The 16,801-nt window shown below is 70.9% G+C and carries 14 protein-coding genes; 3 read left to right on the top strand and 11 right to left on the bottom strand.

Translation table 11 applies throughout. The annotated features are described in order from the left end of the window. Positions 1-14 precede the first annotated feature (14 nt). Genes ACWDVW_RS08725 through ACWDVW_RS08700 form a run of 6 tightly spaced genes read right to left on the bottom strand, consistent with a single transcriptional unit; the run spans position 15 to position 6,107 of the window. Positions 15-491 carry a hypothetical protein gene (locus ACWDVW_RS08725; RefSeq protein WP_449946177.1) on the bottom strand — a complete coding sequence of 159 codons (477 nt, stop codon included), beginning with the start codon at positions 489-491 and terminating at the stop codon, positions 15-17. A 22-nt stretch (positions 492-513) separates the two neighbouring features. Then, complete coding sequence (locus ACWDVW_RS08720; RefSeq protein WP_449946248.1) at positions 514-2,358, bottom strand: GMC oxidoreductase; 1,845 nt, start codon at positions 2,356-2,358, stop codon at positions 514-516. Positions 2,359-2,360: 2 nt separating this feature from the next. Next, positions 2,361-3,437 carry a hypothetical protein gene (locus tag ACWDVW_RS08715; RefSeq protein WP_449946176.1) on the bottom strand — a complete coding sequence of 359 codons (1,077 nt, stop codon included), beginning with the start codon at positions 3,435-3,437 and terminating at the stop codon, positions 2,361-2,363. A gap of 16 nt (positions 3,438-3,453) precedes the next feature. After that, complete coding sequence (locus tag ACWDVW_RS08710; protein ID WP_449946174.1) at positions 3,454-4,275, bottom strand: ABC transporter permease; 822 nt, start codon at positions 4,273-4,275, stop codon at positions 3,454-3,456. Beyond that, positions 4,272-5,096, bottom strand: coding sequence for an ABC transporter permease (locus ACWDVW_RS08705; protein ID WP_449946172.1), 825 nt, complete (start codon positions 5,094-5,096; stop codon positions 4,272-4,274). The genes ACWDVW_RS08710 and ACWDVW_RS08705 overlap by 4 nt, the downstream gene beginning before the upstream one ends. Next, positions 5,097-6,107, bottom strand: coding sequence for an ABC transporter ATP-binding protein (locus ACWDVW_RS08700; protein WP_449946170.1), 1,011 nt, complete (start codon positions 6,105-6,107; stop codon positions 5,097-5,099). A gap of 173 nt (positions 6,108-6,280) precedes the next feature. On the opposite strand from ACWDVW_RS08700, the gene ACWDVW_RS08695 reads away from it, so the two are divergent. Further along, entirely contained in the window at positions 6,281-7,174 is an 894-nt protein-coding gene (locus ACWDVW_RS08695) for an aminoglycoside phosphotransferase family protein (protein WP_449946169.1), read from the top strand. Here ACWDVW_RS08695 and ACWDVW_RS08690 read toward each other — a convergent pair. Next, positions 7,163-8,470 (bottom strand): protoporphyrinogen/coproporphyrinogen oxidase, encoded by a 1,308-nt coding sequence (locus tag ACWDVW_RS08690; RefSeq protein ID WP_449946167.1) that lies wholly within the window; start codon positions 8,468-8,470, stop codon positions 7,163-7,165. The genes ACWDVW_RS08695 and ACWDVW_RS08690 overlap by 12 nt on opposite strands. 43 nt (positions 8,471-8,513) lie before the next feature. Beyond that, positions 8,514-10,181, bottom strand: a complete 1,668-nt coding sequence (locus tag ACWDVW_RS08685) for a thiamine pyrophosphate-binding protein (RefSeq protein ID WP_449946165.1) — start codon at positions 10,179-10,181, stop codon at positions 8,514-8,516. A gap of 108 nt (positions 10,182-10,289) precedes the next feature. Here ACWDVW_RS08685 and ACWDVW_RS08680 point away from each other — a divergent pair, with 108 nt between their 5' ends. Beyond that, entirely contained in the window at positions 10,290-11,792 is a 1,503-nt protein-coding gene (locus ACWDVW_RS08680; protein ID WP_449946163.1) for a class I adenylate-forming enzyme family protein, read from the top strand. Here ACWDVW_RS08680 and ACWDVW_RS08675 read toward each other — a convergent pair. Together ACWDVW_RS08675 and ACWDVW_RS08670 are read right to left on the bottom strand one after the other, a co-directional pair. Further along, a complete protein-coding gene (locus tag ACWDVW_RS08675; RefSeq protein WP_449946161.1) occupies positions 11,745-12,644 on the bottom strand; it encodes a PHP domain-containing protein in 900 nt (299 codons plus the stop codon). The two genes, ACWDVW_RS08680 and ACWDVW_RS08675, sit on opposite strands and share 48 nt — an antisense overlap. Next, positions 12,634-13,578, bottom strand: a complete 945-nt coding sequence (locus tag ACWDVW_RS08670) for an NAD-dependent epimerase/dehydratase family protein (RefSeq protein WP_449946160.1) — start codon at positions 13,576-13,578, stop codon at positions 12,634-12,636. The genes ACWDVW_RS08675 and ACWDVW_RS08670 overlap by 11 nt, the downstream gene beginning before the upstream one ends. A gap of 66 nt (positions 13,579-13,644) precedes the next feature. On the opposite strand from ACWDVW_RS08670, the gene ACWDVW_RS08665 reads away from it, so the two are divergent. Continuing rightward, positions 13,645-15,120: a sulfatase-like hydrolase/transferase gene (locus tag ACWDVW_RS08665; RefSeq protein ID WP_449946158.1), complete on the top strand. Its 1,476-nt coding sequence runs from the start codon at positions 13,645-13,647 to the stop codon at positions 15,118-15,120. Between the two features lie 31 nt (positions 15,121-15,151). Here ACWDVW_RS08665 and ACWDVW_RS08660 read toward each other — a convergent pair whose 3' ends face one another. Continuing rightward, positions 15,152-16,795, bottom strand: a complete 1,644-nt coding sequence (locus ACWDVW_RS08660; RefSeq protein WP_449946156.1) for a B12-binding domain-containing radical SAM protein — start codon at positions 16,793-16,795, stop codon at positions 15,152-15,154. Positions 16,796-16,801: the final 6 nt, after the last annotated feature.

Here is a 16,801-nt window from a genome sequence, read left to right as displayed (position 1 = left end):
CCGGGCGGCCGGCGTCACCACGGTCGATGGAACGGATCTTCTTGGATCTCGATCATCTCTACGGCCGTGAAGAGGCTTCTTACGAAGTCGTCGGGTGGGATGACGAGGTGCGCACCGGGGAGGATCGCCTCGATCAACATCTCTTTCCCCAGTTCCGCGAGGATGTCCTCCGCGACCTCCAGCACGTGAGTCACGATCGGGTGTTGGTCCTCCGTCCCCGGGTCGGACACGATCGCGTCGGAACCCCTTCTGGAATGGACGAAGGCGTTCAACATCTCGGCGCGGTGGTGCTCTTCGGTGACTGCGCGCGCGACGATGCCGGCGATGACCTCCCGGATTTCCGCGGCGGCCTTCTCCTTCGCCGGGTCATCGAGATCGTCGAAGGCTTCGAGCCTCCTCTTCAGAGCGCGTCCCTCCGGGCTCTCCTTCACCAGGTGCAGTGCAGCCTGGCGGAGCGGGAACTCCTCGAACGAATGGTCATCGGAAGTCATTCGTCGTCCTCGGGGTGTGCCGTCAGGTGCTGAGGTGGGCGGCGAGGCGCAGTGCCAGCGCCGCCAACGTCAGCGTCGGGTTGGCCGCCGGTGAGTTGGGAAAGACGGACAGGTCGCAGACGTAGAGGTTGCGGTGGCCGACGACACGCAGGTCCTCGTCGACCACCCCCGGCCGCTCCCGGCCCGGTGTGCCGCGACCCATCCGCATGGTGCCGACCTCGTGCGACACTCCGCCGAGCGGGGCCCAGAGCTGCTCGTACACCTCGCCGCCGAAGGCGGACACGACGTCGGCGGTGATCGTGTCGAGGGTGTCCTGGACCTGGTGGGCGCGCGGGCTGGGATGGATGCGGATGGTGGGCAGCGCGGCGGGCTTCACGCCGTCCGGCCGGGTCTCGGTCCGGGTGACGGCGTTCTGCTCGACCAGCGGCGCCTCGACCATGAACACCAGCTCGCCCGGCATCTTCCCGTCGACGGTGGCCAGGTTCGCGCCGGTGAACTCCAGGGAGTTGACGAAGCGGAACTGGTTGAGGTTCGCACCCAGGTCCAGCGTGACGCTGTACGGATGCGCCGGGTCGGTGTCGGTGACGTCGGTGAGTTGCCGGGAGACGGTCTTGCTGGAGTCGAACCGGCTGTACCAGTCGCCGCCCTGCCGCACCCAGAACTTGACCACGTGGATCGGGTGGTCGGTGATGCCGCGCCCGACCAGCGGACTGTCCTCGGCGAGGCCGGACGACTGCGCGACGGCGGCAGTGCCGACCGTGCCGGCGGCCAGCACCACCACGCCGTCGTCGGCCAGTCGGTAGGTGCGGTCCCGACCGGCCAGATGGTCGTACGCGACCACGCCGGTGACCTCGCCCGCCGCCCGCTCGACCCCGACCACCTCGTGGTTCAGGTGGACCCGCAGGTTGCCGAAGCGGTCGTCCTGCATGGCGCGGCTGAGCAGCAGTTCGGCCGCTGACCAGATACCCGCCGGCACCGCCCCGGGGACCGGGCCGCAGTACTCGATCGCCATCGGCGGATCGAAGTGCCGGAACTCGGCCAACGCCGGCAACTCCCCCAGCCTCGCCTTGACCATCGTCTGGTAGGACGACGGGACCAGGGGAGTGACGCGGGTCAGTTGCTCCGCGCGGTCGTACCAGACGTCGCACAGCTCATCGCGGACCGTCTCCGGCCAGTCGCGGAACTCCCAGCGGTGCATCCGGGGCGCCGAGGCTCCCCAGAAGAGGGTCCGGCCGCCGAGGTTGAAGCCCTGGGCGATCCGCGCCCTGGCGCTCTCGGCGTCGGCGGCCCGCCAGCGCCGCCGCCCGAAGGCCCCCCAGTGGTGGAAGATGTTGGGGTACACGTCGGGACCGACCGGTTGGTAGCGAGCCAGGTTGCCGGTGTGCGTACCGAACAGATAGCTGCCGGCCTCCAGCAGCAGGACGCGCGGTGGTCGGCCGCCCCGCCACGGCGTCTCGGCGAGTTGGTACGCCAGGGTGCCGCCGCCGGCGCCGGAGCCGACGACGATGACGTCGTAGCGCTGGTCGGAGTCCGGGTCGCCGGGGAAGAAGTGCCGGGCGACGTGCGTCTCGCCGACGAGGATGTCGTGGTGCCGTGCGAAGTGGACCCGCCCGTCGATGCGGCAGGTCGGGGCGGCCAGGTCGGCGGCGGTCAGGTGCAGCGGCCCGTCGAGCTGGGGGTCACCGTCGAGGACGACGACGACGTCGAGGCCGTCGGGATGCGCCGCCGGATCGAGCGTGGTCGTCCATTCGCCGGGCGGCTCGTCGTACCGGAAGTCCTGCGTGCCGCCGCCGACGATCCGCAACCGGAGGTGGTCGTCCGGCCGCAGCGCCGGCATCCGCAGGACGACCGTGCACATCGCGTCCATGCTCACGCTCCGTCATCCCCTCTCGTTCCCGCCGGCAGGCCCTCGCGGTCGTGCCGGTGATCCGGGTCCGACTCCCGCGTCCGATGGCGCCGGATCTCCTCGACGGCCTGCCGCAGCACCCGTACCTCGGTGTCGAAGATCCGCTCCAGGCGCGGCATGGCCTCCTCGTCGAATCGGGAGGACCGTCCCTTCTGTTCGTGCCACAGCATCCCGTTGCGCAACGCCACCGCGTCGGTCTGCATCGCACGGCAGTCGTCCACCAGCGGGGCCAGTGCCGGGGCGAGTTCGGCCAGCCGGACGAACCGCTCGGTCATCAGCCGCTTGTGCTCCCACAACACGTGCAGGTACCGGATGTCGTACGCCGCGTCGCCGGTGAGGTAGTCGCGCAGATATCCACGGATCGGCGCGTAGGAGTCGACACCGTACGCCCGGTCCCACTCCTCCTGGAGCATGTCGACCCGGCTGCTCGGGTTGGCGCCGGACAGGTACTCCTCGAACGCGCCGCCCACCACGTGCAGCCGCATCCGATAGCTGGCGTCCGGTCGCAGGCGGTAGAAGTAGACCTGGAAGCAGTCGTTCTCCACCTCGTCCAGGCTCGCGTACGCGCGGGCGACGTCGTCCTGCCCGACCGTGGTGGTCCGCAGCGACCCGTTGGCCGTGTAGCCGTAGATGGTGAAGGTGCCCTCGTCGTCGTCGACGCCGCTGAGCAGCACGTCGTGGGTCTGGTGCCACTGCTGGTAGGGCGCCCGGCCGGGCAGGTGGTGCTCGTCCAGGTTGAGATAGGGGTAGTAGCCGGCGCCGATGGAGTCGCGGCAGAGCGCGACGATGTCCCCGCCGACGCAAGCGACCCACTCGCGGCTGGCCCGGACCACCTCCAGCCACGGACTGATCGCGTGGTCATAGAGATAGAAGCCGAACGGCACCGGTGAGTCCGGCGCCTTGGGGTCGAAGGCGACGTGGATGTAGTTGCTCAGGATCCAGTCCCGGGCCCGTGCCTCGGTGGCCAGGATCGCCAACGGGAAGGCATAGAACTGGTAACCCCGCGCCAGCGGCTCACCGAGCGGTAGCTGTCTTCTCATGCCGATGCCTCTCCTCTCAGCTCCCGGTCATCTCGTACCGGCGGATGCCCATGCTCCAGATGCCGTACCCGACGCCCAGCGCGCCCGCCGCCACCAGCGGGGTGAGCCAGACCAACCGACCGTCGCCGCCGAGCAGGAATTCCACCGGGATGTACGCGGTGAACGCGAACGGCAGCACCCACGTCAACACGGACCGCAGCACGCCCGGGTAGATCTCCAGCGGGAACGCGGCGAACTCGGAGAGCTGGTTGGCGGCGTGCATCGCGGGTTGGCTGGTGATCGTCCAGAAGGCGATCGAGGCGAAGACGAGCTTGATCCCGGTGTAGATCAGCGTGCCGCAGACGACCAGACCGGCACCGACCAGGATCAGCTCGGCGTCCACGTCCAGCCCCAGCCGCCGGCCCGCGTACCCGAGCAGCGCGAACCCGACCAGCAGCTCACCGAGCGCGTCGGGCCAGAAGAAGCGCTCCGACAGGACGCTGAACAGCGGGTTCACCGGCCGGATCAGGTGGCGGTAGAAGTCGCCGCTGCGGATCAACTGCTCACCGACCACCCACAGGTAGTCGGTGAAGAGCCGGTCCAGCCCGCGCGGCAGCAGCGCGAAGCCGAGCAGGAACAACACCTTGTCCAGGGACCAACCGCCGACCGTGGGCACCAACTGGAAGATGCTGCCGATCAGCAGGACCTGGACGCCGACCCGGAGCAGGAAACCGACGCCGCCGAGCAGGAAGTCGGTGCGGTACGCCACCAGTCGCCGGAGGCTGACCCCGCCGAGGAACCAGGTCAGCCGCGCGTAGCGCAGCGGGGAACGGCGCGGCGCGCGACCGGGGCGGGTCATCCGCCGAGCACCTGTACGCGTCGGACGAACACCCGCCACAGCAGCGCGCACGCGCCGGCGAGCAGCACCGCCCAGCCCACCTGCCCGGCCAGGATGACCGCCGCGTCGGGCGCGCCGTCGTAGCGGCCGGTGAGCAGGCGGACCGGCGCGTACACCATGGACTGGAAGGGCAGGACCGAGGCGACGGCGGCCAGCGGCGCCGGCATCAGGTCGAGTGGTACGAGCTGACCGGCGAAGAACACCACGACGCTCTCCTTGACGATGCGGATGCCCCAGATGTTGGTGGTGACGATGGCGCAGAGCCCGACCAGCATGTTGAGGCTGAACGCGATGACCGCCGAGGACGGCACCGCCGCCAGGAACAGCAGCAGGTCCACCGGGGCCGGGGACTGCAGGGGAAAGAGCACCGCAAAGATCAGCAACGTGGGCAGGCCCACCATCAGCAGATTCGTGATCAGCACCGGCAGGGCGGTGAAGATCCGCATCACCGGGTAGCTGACCGGGCGGATCAGCGCGACGGCGATGTCGCCGCGCAGGATGTCCTGCCCGATCTCGCTGTCGACCTGGTTGGCGTGCAGCACGCCGAGCACCTGGGCGGCGATCAGATAGGTGGTGATGCCCTCGATCCCGAAACCGCCGGGACCCGCGTCCGGGCTGGCCGCATAGACCGTACGCCACAGGAAGACCACCACCGCCGTACTGGTCGCCGTGGTGGCCAGGCTGACGAAGAAGCTCGCGCGGTACTGCAGGGTCGCCTGCAGACCGCTGACCGCGAACGGCAGGTAGCGGCGCAGACGGGGAGAGCGGACACCGACCGTCATTCAGCCGTGCTCCGCCGGCTGACGACCACCGTAGATCTCCCGCAGTACCGTCTGCAGGTCCGGCTCCGGCGCGAAGCAGTCGGTCACGTCGAAGCGGTGCAACACCCAGGTGAGCACCTCCCGGGCGGTGAGCCGGTCGACGGGGAAGTCGATCGTCACCCGCCGTTGGTCGTCGACGGTGACGGTGGTGCCGGTCAGTGCCTCCTCGATCTGGGCCGCCACCTGTTCGGGCGACTCGTCTCCCCGGTGGTCGAAGTGCACCGCCCGGTGGCGGGCCGTCCGCAGCAGCGCCGCGAGCGTGCCCTGGTGCACGATCCGGCCCTGGTCGACCACCAGCACCTGGTCGCAGATGGCGGAGATGTCACTGATGTCGTGGCTGGTGAGGAAGATCGTCGTGCCGTGTTCCCGGTTGATCTGGTTGGCCAGGGCCCGGACGGCCTCCTTGAGCACCAGGTCCAGACCGATCGTGGGTTCGTCCCAGAAGACCACGGCGGGGGTGTGCAGCAGACTGGCGGCGATCTCCGCGCGCATCCGCTGCCCGAGGCTGAGCTCCCGGATCGGGGTGTTGCCCAGCGCGTCGATGTCGAGCACGTCCCGGAACAGCGACAGGTTGCGCCGGTAGGCGGCCTCGTCGATGTCGTAGATGTGCTTGAGGATCCGGAAGGAGTCCGGGACCGACAGGTCCCACCAGAGTTGGCTGCGATGGCCGAACACGACACCGATGTTGCCGCTGTTGCGAACCCGCTCGCGGTACGGCTCGATCCCGTCGACCGTGCACCGCCCGCTGGTCGGGGTCGTCACGCCGGTCAGCAGCTTGACCGTGGTGGACTTGCCCGCGCCGTTCGCCCCGAGGTACGCCACCCGGGTCCCGGCCGCCACCTCGAAGGAGACCTCGTCCACTGCGGTCACCATGGTGTGACGGCGGCTGAACAGGGTCCGGAGACTGCCCAGGACGCCCGGCTCGCGCTCGTACCGCCGGAACGTCTTGGAGAGTCCCTCCGCCCTGATCACCGCGCGTCGGCCCGGCCGCGAACACCCGTCGTGACGGCGGATCGGCCCGGTCGAATCAGCATTGCCAGACGATATGGGGTGGCCGTCGAGCGGGCAATACCCATTGATCGCCGTCCCCGGTCACGGCTGACTGCCGTGAATCGGTTGATCACGCCCTCTGTTATCGTGACTCGATGCAGGCGGACGCGGTGATCGCGATCGACGAGGCGGAACGGATCGCCCACGCGACCGGGCAACGGGTGGTGCACGCGGTCCGCGTCCGGCGCGGATATTCCAACAACCGACGATGGCTCGCGCGGCTCGACGACGGCCGCACCGTCTTCGTCAAACACGCCGACGACGAGCCCGGCGCGATCTGGCTGCGCCGCGAGCACGCCGTCTACCGGCAACTGCACGCGCCGTTCATGCCGGAGCTGCTCGGCTGGTACGACGACGGTGAGCTGCCCGTACTCGTGCTGGAGGACCTCTCCGCCTCGACCTGGCCGCCGCCCTGGTCACCCGAGCAACTCCGGGCGGTCCGGGACACGCTGGGTGACCTGGCGGCCCGCCCCGCCATCGACGGTCTGGTCCCCGCCTCGCACACCCAGTACGGCCAGGGCGGCTGGCCCGAGATCGCCCGCGACCCGGCGCAGTTCCTGGCGTTGCGGGTCTGTTCCCCGCAGTGGCTGGACAAATGCCTGCCCACCATTCTCGATGCCGCCGACTTCACCGGCATGGACGGCGACTCGGTCACCCACCTCGACGTCCGAAGTGACAACCTCTGCTTTCGCGGCAGCCAACCGGTGCTGTTCGACTGGAATCATGCCGCCCTCGGCAATCCGCAGTTCGACCTCGCATTCTGGCTGCCCAGTCTCACCCTGGAAGGCGGTCCGCAGCCGGCAGAGGTGCTCACCGATCCCGACCCGACGGTGGTCACCCTGGTCACCGGCTTCTTCGCCAGCCGGGCCGGTCTGCCGTTCCTGCCGAAGCTGCCGCTGGTCCGCGAGTTCCAGCTGCGCCAACTCCAGGTCGCGCTGCCGTGGATGACCGCGGTGCTGGGGCTGCCCCCGGCGGAGTCAGTCGACTGAGCTGCCGGCCTGGTGTGCCAGGATCTCCTCGGCCCGGGCCCGGCCGCGCAGCACCGCGTCGTCCGAGTTGATATAGAGCCACTCGCCGAACCGGCCCGCACAGTGGATCCGACGCCGCTGGAACTCCTCCAGCAGATGCGCGCGTGCCTCGACGGTCGCCGACGTCTGCACCGGGTACGCCCGAGGCACGGTGACCACACTCGCGGCGCTGACCTGGTCGTCGGCCCCGGCGATGCCGATTCGCCGCAGCGCGGCCAGCACCCGCTCCGACAGGCCCTCCGGGTCGACCCGTTTGTGCGCGGAGAAGCTCACCTCGGCCTGGATGCCGAAGCACGGGCGTGCGCGCAGTTCGGGGTTGGAGTTCGAGTTGAGCACCAGCTTGTGGAACGGGATGTCGGGATCGGCGCAGTACACCCGCTGCATCTCGGTCATGGCCGGCCGCTCGAAGACCAGGTTCACCAGATAGAGGCTGTTGTGGCGTAGTTCGTTCGCGGCGTCCCGGCAGCAGTCGTCGAGACCGTCGGTACGCCGCACCAGCTCGTCCAGCGGCATGGTGGAAACGAGGTGGTCGTAGCCGATCGTGGCGCCACCCTCGACCCGGACCGTCGACTCCCCGGGGCGGACCTCGACGACGCTGTGCCGCCGGATCCGCTCGCCGACCGTACGCAGGAAGCCCTGGTAGAGGTTGGCGAAGCCACCGGTGGCGGGATACCGCACGACGGCGTTCGGGAAGTCGGAGAATCGGTCCGGGCGCAGCGCCCCGCCGACGATCGCCGCCACGTCCGGAGTGACCACCCGGTTGCTGGTCCAGCCCGGCGCGATGTCCGTCAGCGGAAAGGCCCACAGCTTCTCGTTGTAGGGCAGCAGGAAGCGGGCCGCGATACCGGGCCCGAAGGTCAGCTCGATCCACTCCCGCAGGTTCGCCGGTGGCGCGGCGAGCGGTTGCCGACGGGCGGCCTCGTAGAGGCCCACCAGGCACTCCTCCACCACCTCCGACGGCAGCCCGTGCAGGTGGCTCTGGAACGGGTACCGGACGAAGGTGTCGTGGCTGTGCACCCACGCCTCGCGGGGCTGCGCGTACACCCCCGGCTCGCAGAGCTGCTCGACCAGGTCCCGGACGTAGTCGTGCTTGGTGAAGAAGGCGTGCCCACCGAGGTCGAAGGTGGCGCCCCCCAGGTCGAAGGAGCGGCAGAGGCCACCCGGCTCGTCCTCCGACTCCAGGACGGTGTACTCCTCGTCGCCGAGGTGGTAGGCCGCCGACAGACCGGCCGGTCCGGCTCCGATGATGACGATCACGTGTCTCGTCCCTCCTGCCCGACCGGTGCCGGCCGTCGTCTCGTCATGGCTGCCACCGGGGCTTGCGCAGGTAACCGTCGGGCGAGGCGATGGCGAGCTGGAACCAGCCGGAGACCAAGGTCGGGTCGAGCCGACAGTCCAGGACGTACGGCCCCTCCGGGCGGGCGATCCAGTCCCGGATCGCCACCAGGTCGGAGACGTCCCGGACCACCGTCCCGGCCGCCCCCAACGCCCGGCCGACGGCGGCGAAGTCGGTGGTCGGGAAGAGCGCGTCGGTGATGGGCAGGCCGCGCATCTCCAACTCCCGTGCCTCCGCGCCGTAGGCGCTGTCGTTGAGCACCAGCAGCAGGATCGGCAACCGGTGGCGGACCGCCGTCTCCAGCTCACCGAGGGCCATCAGCGCGCCGCCGTCACCGACGGCGGCGACCGTGGGGGCGTCGGGACGGCCCACGGCGGTGCCGACGGCGGTCGCCAGACCCAACCCGATCGACTCGAAGTCGAACGTGCTGACCCGTGCCCGGGGCGCGGCCACCCGCAGGTGACCCACCGCGTTCCCGGCCGCGTGGCTGCTCTCCTGCACCACCGAGCGGTGCGCCGGCAGCCAGGCGTCCAGCGTGGACAGCAACTCGGTGAGGTCGACGAAGCCGGGTGCCGGCGCGCCGGTCGCGGGTGCCGGGGACGGCGGCGGAGGGTCCCACGGGCCGGTCCGGAACCCGGTGGCCCGGTGTCCGCCGCGCCGCAGTTCGGCGGCGAGGGAGCGGGCGGTGGCCGTGGTGTCCCCGGTCAACCGGACGGTCACCGGAGCCGACGCGCTACGCCGGGGATCCAGTTCGCAGTGCACGATCTCCCGCACCTGCGGGAACAGGTGCCCGCCCCGGGTGGTGTACCGGTCCAGGCCGGTGCCGAAGGCGATGATCGTGTCCGCCGTCGCACTCAGCTCGGCGGCGTACGCGGTGCAGTGCGCGCCGAGCAGTCCCACGTTCCACGGCTCACCGGCGAACAGCCCGTCGGCGTGCAGGGTCGTGCCGAGCACCGCGCCGACCCGCTCGGCCAGCTCGATCAGCGCCGCCCGGGCCTGCGGCGCGAGCGCGCCACGGCCCGCGACCAGCACCGGTCGACGGCTACGCCGGATCACCTCCACCGCGGCGTCCAGGGCGGCGGCGTCCGGGAGCGGGTGCGGTGCCGGCTCGGGCGGCCCGACCGGCTCGACCAACGTCTCGACCGGCTGGCGTTGCACGTCCAGCGGCACCGTCAACACCACCGGCCGACGCTCGTGCACGGCACGCCGGGCCGCCTCGGCGATCTCCGGGCCGATCCGGTGCGGCGCGTCGAGCCGACGATGGGCGACCCCGACCGCGTCGAGCAGCGGCGCCTGCGCCAGGAACTGCCCGTAGTCCCCGTGCGTGGTGGCGGTGTCCCCGGCGAACAGCAACAGCGGCGTCTGGCCCCGCGCGCTCTCCAGGATCCCGGTCAGCGCGTTGCTGAACGCCGGACCGACACTGACCGTCGCGACACCGAGCCGACCGGTGCTGCGCGCGTACGCGTCGGCCATGGTGACCGCGTTCGTCTCGTGCCGCGCGCCGATGTAGCCGATCCCGTGCCGGTGCACCATGTCGAGCAGGAAGCCCATGTTGCCCCGACCCATCAGGCCGAAGACGTGCCGAACCCCGAGCCGGTGGACCGAGGCGGCGATCGCTTCCTGCACCCGCATTCAGGACTCCCTGACATCGAGGCGGACCGGCAGCAGGGCCGTGGACGGTTCGGCTCGGACCGGGCTCGGAGGTCTTTGCGAAAGACAGTTCTCGATATGATTGACCTTATGATCCATTCCGAGAAGCTGTCAACGACGGCCCCGACGATCCGCATCGGCGACCGGATCAGGGAGTTGGCCGCCCGGCATCCCGAGCGAACGGCGGTCACCGTGCCGGACGCCGTCGGGACCCCTTCGCTGACCTGGGGCGAGTTGGACCGGACCAGCGACGCGGCGGCCGGTCGACTGGCAGCCGCCGGAGTGGGCCCCGGCGTACTCGTCGCGGTACGCCTGCCGATGGGCCTGGACCATGTGGTGGCCACCCTGGCCGCCTGGAAGCTGAGCGCCACCGTGCTGCCGCTGGACCCCGAGTCGACCGAACGGGAGTTCGCCGTCCTGCTCGACACCGCCCACCCGGCCGTCGTCGTGGCCACCGCACCGCACGACGCGGTGACCACCGTGCCGGCGGCGGAGCTGTGGACGGCACCGCAGGTCGACTGCGCGGCGTTCCCCGCCGGCACCCCACGCTCCGCACACGCCACCGGCGGCAGCACCGGACGTCCCCGGATCATCCTGCGCCGACCCGACTGGGTGTACGCCGCCGAGGACTTCCCGTCGACCGGCGACCGGGCGGTGGGTCTGGACGTCGGGCAGGTCCAGCTCGCCATGATCCCGCTGCACCACGCGGGGTTCACCAAGCTCTACCACGGTCTGGCGCTCGGCCACACGGTGGTGCTGGTGCCGCAGGTGGTGCCGGCCCGGATCCCCGAACTGATCGAGCGATTCCGGGTCAACTACTTCATCATCGTGCCCAGCCTGATGCGTCGGCTGCTGGCCGTGCCGGCGTTGCGCGAGGTCGACGTCTCCTCGGTGACCTGTGTGCACCAGAGTTCGGCGGGCGCCCCGCCGGAGCTCAAGCGCGCCTGGATGGAGGTGTTTGCGCCGGAGACCCTCTACGAGGGCTACTCCAGTCAGGAGCGCATCGGCGCGTTGTGGATCCGGGGTGACGAGTGGTTGCGGCACCCGGGCAGCGTCGGGCGACCGGTGGACTGCGAGGTACGGGTGTACCGCGAGGACGGTGGCGTCGCGACAGCGGGCGAGGTGGGGGAGGTGTTCCTGCGCTCCCGCTTCACCCGCCAGCCCAGCTACCTCGGCGACGGGCCGGCCCTGCCGGAGCGGGACGGCTTCATGAGCCTCGGTGACGCCGGCTTCCTCGACGAGGAGGGCTACCTGCACATCGTCGGTCGGCGCGCCGAAATGATCAACGTCGGCGGGGTGAAGGTCTATCCGGCCGAGGTGGAGGAGGTGCTGCGTCAACATCCCGGTGTCGCGGACGTGGCCGTCGCCGCCCGCCCGCACGCCGTACTCGGGCAGGCCGTGCACGCGGTGGTGGTCCCGGCGGTCGCCGACGCGCCACCGGCGAAGGCGGACCTGCGGCGGCACTGCCAGCTACTGCTCTCCACCGCGAAGATGCCGCTGACCTACGAGTTCCGGGAGGCGATCCCGCACACCGACACCGGCAAGCTACGCCGGTCCACTTTGGTCGGGTCGCCCGCCGCCACCAGCGGCTGACCGCGCCGGCGGGACCGGACCGTCCGGCCGGACGATCCGGTCCGCCAACCGTTCCAGGTAGCGCGCGTCCAACGGCACCGGCGGCGGCTGGTACCTCGGATAGCCGTGGTGGTCGCGCCCGGTGCAGGCGGGAATGCCGGTCTCGGCGCAGAGCGCGGCCCACTCGGCGGTGGCGTGGCTGTCGTGTCGGGGGGTGTGCACCTCGATCCCGTCGAGCAGCGGCAGCACCGCCCGCATCCGCTCCGGGCTGCGGGACCGTCCGGGGTGCGCCCACACCAGCAGTCCGCCCGCGTGGTGCACCACCTCGGCGATCTCCGCCGGCTCCGGCATCCCCGCGTACGCCTCGGCGGGCTGTCGCGCCAGCGCGTCGTCGATGACCTGCCAAACCTGCGGGTGGGTCGCCCGCCCGGTCCGGATCACGTCCCGCGCCACACTGTGCGGCATGACGAGGGCGTCGCCGTCGTCGTACGCGGCACTGTCCGGCACCGTCAACCCGGCCTCACGCAGCGCCGCGCGGGCGGCCAACGCGTCCCGTCGCCAGATCCGCCGGTTGGTGGCCAGCACCGCGGCCAGGCCGGGGTCGTCAGCGCGTACGCCGTGCGCCAACAGGTGGTTGTCGTGCCGCACCGGAGCCGCCGTGATCTCCACACCGACCACGTAGGACACGCCGAGTTCGGCGGCCCGGGCCGCTGCGGCGGCGGTGCCGGTCAGCGTGTCGTGGTCGGTCAGCGACACCAACTCGACACCGGCGCGGGCCTGCACGGTGACCAGCTCGGCGGGACGGTTCCAGCCGTCCGAGAGCCGGGAGTGCCCGTGCAGGTCGGCGATGACGCCGGTCGGCTCAGTCAGCACGCAGGTGCCATTCCGCCTGGGCCCGCACCCCGTCGCGCAGCCCGACCCGGGGCGTCCAGCCCAACAGCTCCCGCGCCCGGTCGATGCACCCGCCGGTGCGGGACACGTCGCCCGGGGGCGCCCCGCCGTCCCGCACCGGTACGGACCGCCCGGTCACCTCCTCGACGAGCGCGATCAGGTCGGTCAGGGACCGTGCCGACCCGCCGGCCACGTTCAGCACGCTGCCGGGCGGCACCGGACGCGTCCCGGCGGCCAGCGTCGCGGCCACCACGTCGTCGACGTAGGTGAAGTCGCGCAGTTGCCCGCCGCTGCCGTAGACCGGGAACTCCCGGCCCGTGGCCAGGGCGTCGAACATCCGGTGCAACGCCATGTCCGGTCGTTGCCGGGGCCCGTAGACGGTGAAGTACCGCAGCACCACGGTGGGGACCCGGCGCAGGTCGGCGTAGACCCGGCACAGGTGTTCCGCGGCGAGCTTGGTGACGCCGTACGGGCTGACCGGCCGTGCCGGTGCGTCCTCCGGCGTCGGCCATCGGTGCCCCTCGCCGTAGACCGAGGAACTGGAGGCCATCACGACGCGGGGGGCCGGGTCGGTCGCGGCGGCGGCTTCCAGCACCCGCTGGGTGACGAGCACGTTGTGCGTCACGTAGTCGCCGAACCCGTTGCCCCAGGAGGTCCGCACGCCGGGCTGACCGGCCAGGTGGAAGACCACGTCCACCCCGTCGAGCAGGGGAGCGGTGGGCGTACCGGCGAGGTCGACGGTCTCCAGGGCGAAACGGGGATGGTGCCGGACGGCGGCCAGGTTGGCCAGCTTCGTCGCGGGTGGGTAGCCGGAGGTGAGGCAGTCGATGCCACGAACCTCGTCGCCACGGGCGAGCAGTCGTTCCACCAGATGGCTGCCGATGAAGCCGGCCGCTCCGGTCACCAGGACGCGCATCGGGGTCCTCGACACCGGTCTCGCCGACCGTTGTAGATCGAGATCACCGGGATCATAATAGTTGAATTGATCGATGCAGTCGACCAGTCCCGGCACGCCGGACCGAAGGATCGGAGCACCGTGGGCGAGCAGCCGTACGACCACATCGTCTTCGTCTCGATCGACACGCTGCGCGGCGACGCGATCGCCGCCAACCCGTTGAACCTCTGGCGTCGACGCTTCCCGGACCTGGCGGCACCACCCACCGCCGTCCTCGACGACCTCGTCGGCCGGGGCGCGTTCTTCCCGAACACGATCACCGCGGCCCCCTACACCGCCGCCGCGCACGGCGCGCTGCTCACCGGCCGCTACCCCCTGCACAACGGCCTGCACGAGTTCTACAACGGGCGGCTACGGGCACCGTCGATCTTCACCCACGGCAGGCGGGTCGGCAAACAGACCATCATGAAGGTCGACTTCCCGATCATCCTCGGCCCCGAGCTCGGCTTCACCCCGGACGTCGACGTCTATCTCGACGAGGACGACGGCGCCTTCGTCGACGCCGTCGCCGCCTCCGAGGGCTGCGTCGCGCTGGCCCACTTCGGCGGCGTGCACATCCCCTACGGCTTCCACAACCTCCGCTTCGGCGGCCAGGCCTTCCGCGACAAGGTCGACGAACTGGAGGCGATGCTGCCGGCGGAGAAACCGGCGTTCGTCGACCGGCTCGTGGAGAGCCATCGCGACCCGGAGGACGCCGAGCTGCTGTTCCGCTACAAACGGGCCGCCGGGCACCTCTACGAGACCGGCGCGTACGACCTGCTGATGCGGCTCTACCTGGACGGCGTCGCGCACTTCCTGACCACCCGACTGGAGCCCTTCCTCGACCGGCTCACCCGTCGGGTCGCCGCCGCCGGTCGGCGCATGCTGCTGGTCGTCTTCAGCGACCACGGCGAGGAGTTCGACGAGCACACCAACGGGCACTTCAACTCGATGGCCGAGGCGGTGCTGCGGGTGCCCGTCGTCCTGGTCGGTGACGGTGTCGCCGCCGGTCTGCACCGGGACCGGATCCGCACCGTCGACATCGTGCCCACCGTGCTCGACCTCGCCGGTCTGCGCCCGGACCCGGACGACGCCCTGGACGGGCGAAGCCTGGCCGACGCGGCCCGGGGGACCGGTGGCCCACCTCCCGACGCGGAAGCCCTTGCCGAGGCGTACACCTCCGACCTCGGGGAGTTCATCGCCTTCCAGGAACGGCAGCGGGCTGGCGAGGCCCAGGGCCCACTGCGCCACGTCCTGGTCGGGCAGGCCGCCTATCAGGGCCGGCACCGCCTCGTCCGGGTTCCCCGCAGGTACCGTAAGTCCTACGCCGGCATCGACGAGGTCCAGACGGCCTGGGTCGAACGGTTCGACGACGACCTGGTGCCACACGTCGATCCCACCGCCGACGACCGCGACCTGCGAGCACTACTGGACGCCTACACGCTGGCCCGAACCACCCCGGAGCCGGTGCCCGCCACCGTCGACATCCGCGCCCAGCTCCGGTCACTCGGGTACGCGATCTGACCGGTCCGGGCGGGCGCGCACCGCGACCGGTTCACCCGGCCGGGCGCGCCACCGGGGCCGGGTGCGCCGACACCCCTTCCCGTGCCAACTCGTCGAGGATCCGCGCGATCCTCGGCCGGGCCCGACGCGGGTCCGGCTCGGCCGTGGGCAGCATGGCCAGGCGCTCCACCAGCTTCTCCAGCCGGAAGTTGGTCCGGGCGTCACGCCAGGGGATCAGCGGCGTCTCGTAGTCCTTCTGCCAGAGCAGGTGGACCGCCGTGTCGCTGCCCCACCGCACCTCCTCCAGCGTCTGCCGCCACAACTGCCGCGCCTGGTGGATGTCCATGCCGTTGTGCCGCCAGGAGTAGTCCGGCGCCTCCGGGTCGTCGACCTCGATGCCGAGTTGCTCGGCGTCCTCCCAGACCGGCATCGTCTCGTCCTGGAGCGAGAAGATGCTCAGCGTGAAGTGACCGGCGTACTCGTCCCGCAGGAACGTGGCCGTCTCGCCGAAGTCGTCCGGCGTCTCCCCGGGATAGCCGAGGATGAACGAACAGCGGTAACCCAGGTCGCTGCGGGACAGCAACTGGAAGGCGCGGCGGTTGGCGGCGGCGGTCACCTGCTTCTTCATCAGCGTCAGCGTCCGGTCGCTCATCGACTCGAAGCCGATCGACAACCACCGGCAGTGCGCGGCGAGCAGCCGGTCGACTGTCTCGGCGTCCCGGATGGCGTTGGCCCGGGCGAACGCCTCCCACCCGATGCCCACCTCCGGCAGCAGGTCGAACAGTTCCCGCAGTCGGGTCGGTGGCACGGTGAAGGTGGAGTCGGACGCCCTGATGTGTCGGGCTCCGTTGACCTCGGCGTATCCGGCCCAGTCGGTGGCGATCTTCTTCGCCGACTTGTACCGCCACTTCGGCGAGGCGGCCGGGAACGAGCAGAACTTGCAGCTGAAGGGGCACCCGCGCATCGACTCGTACGGCACGATCGGGCGGCGCCCCCGCATGGTGGGCGAGGGGTGGGCCTCGATGTCCACGTACCGGAAGTCGGTGTGCGCGATGCGACCGTCGTCGGTGCGTACCACCAGGTTCGGCACGTCGCGCCAGTCGCCGCCGCCCGCGACGGCCCGCAGCAGCCGCGGCAACGCCTCCTCCGCGTCGCCGCGTACCACGCAGGTGACCTCCGGGTGGGCCGCCATGATCTTCAGGTACTTGAGGTTGCTGTACTGGCCGCCCAGCACGATCGGCACCCCGGGGTAGCGGTCCGCGGCCCACCGGATCGCCCGGGACATCGAGCGGTGGTCCCAGATGAAGGTGGTGGACAGGAGCACCACGTGCACCCGGGACGACGGGGTGACCGGCTCCCGGTCGCCCTGCCACACCCCGGACAGGTCGAACGCCTCGTAGTCCGTGGTGGCGGCGTCGAGGATGGACTCCAACGTGGCCGTGGTCAGGTGCGGCACGGGCGCGGCGGTGATCCCGTCGAGCCCGTCGATCCGCAGCGAGCTGGATCCCCGCCCGCGCGCCGGACGCAGCAACGGGTGTCGGCGGCCGTCGCGTTCGAACCCCAGGTCGGCCAGGGTCAGGTGGGGGTAGTAGTCGGTGCGGAGGCGGTCCACGCTGTCCGGGTCGAACAGCGTGCCGCGCAGCACCCCCTCGTTCATGAAGGCCGGGCCGAGCCCTGACAGCAGCAGTGCGGTCATCGCGTT

The sequence above is a fragment of the Micromonospora sp. NPDC003241 genome, from assembly GCF_053589795.1.
The sequence above is the reverse complement of the archived record's forward strand: the minus strand, read 5'-3'. Positions and strand labels throughout refer to the sequence as shown.

Bases quoted from the DNA above. Each gene is read 5' to 3' on its own strand.
- ACWDVW_RS08710 (WP_449946174.1), bottom strand. From the start codon at position 4,275: ATGACCCGCCCCGGTCGCGCGCCGCGCCGTTCCCCGCTGCGCTACGCG.
- ACWDVW_RS08670 (WP_449946160.1), bottom strand. From the start codon at position 13,578: ATGCGCGTCCTGGTGACCGGAGCGGCCGGCTTCATCGGCAGCCATCTG.
- ACWDVW_RS08695 (WP_449946169.1), top strand. From the start codon at position 6,281: ATGCAGGCGGACGCGGTGATCGCGATCGACGAGGCGGAACGGATCGCC.
- ACWDVW_RS08660 (WP_449946156.1), bottom strand. From the start codon at position 16,795: ATGACCGCACTGCTGCTGTCAGGGCTCGGCCCGGCCTTCATGAACGAG.
- ACWDVW_RS08705 (WP_449946172.1), bottom strand. From the start codon at position 5,096: ATGACGGTCGGTGTCCGCTCTCCCCGTCTGCGCCGCTACCTGCCGTTC.
- ACWDVW_RS08685 (WP_449946165.1), bottom strand. From the start codon at position 10,181: ATGCGGGTGCAGGAAGCGATCGCCGCCTCGGTCCACCGGCTCGGGGTT.
- ACWDVW_RS08715 (WP_449946176.1), bottom strand. From the start codon at position 3,437: ATGAGAAGACAGCTACCGCTCGGTGAGCCGCTGGCGCGGGGTTACCAG.
- ACWDVW_RS08725 (WP_449946177.1), bottom strand. From the start codon at position 491: ATGACTTCCGATGACCATTCGTTCGAGGAGTTCCCGCTCCGCCAGGCT.
- ACWDVW_RS08720 (WP_449946248.1), bottom strand. From the start codon at position 2,358: ATGGACGCGATGTGCACGGTCGTCCTGCGGATGCCGGCGCTGCGGCCG.
- ACWDVW_RS08680 (WP_449946163.1), top strand. From the start codon at position 10,290: ATGATCCATTCCGAGAAGCTGTCAACGACGGCCCCGACGATCCGCATC.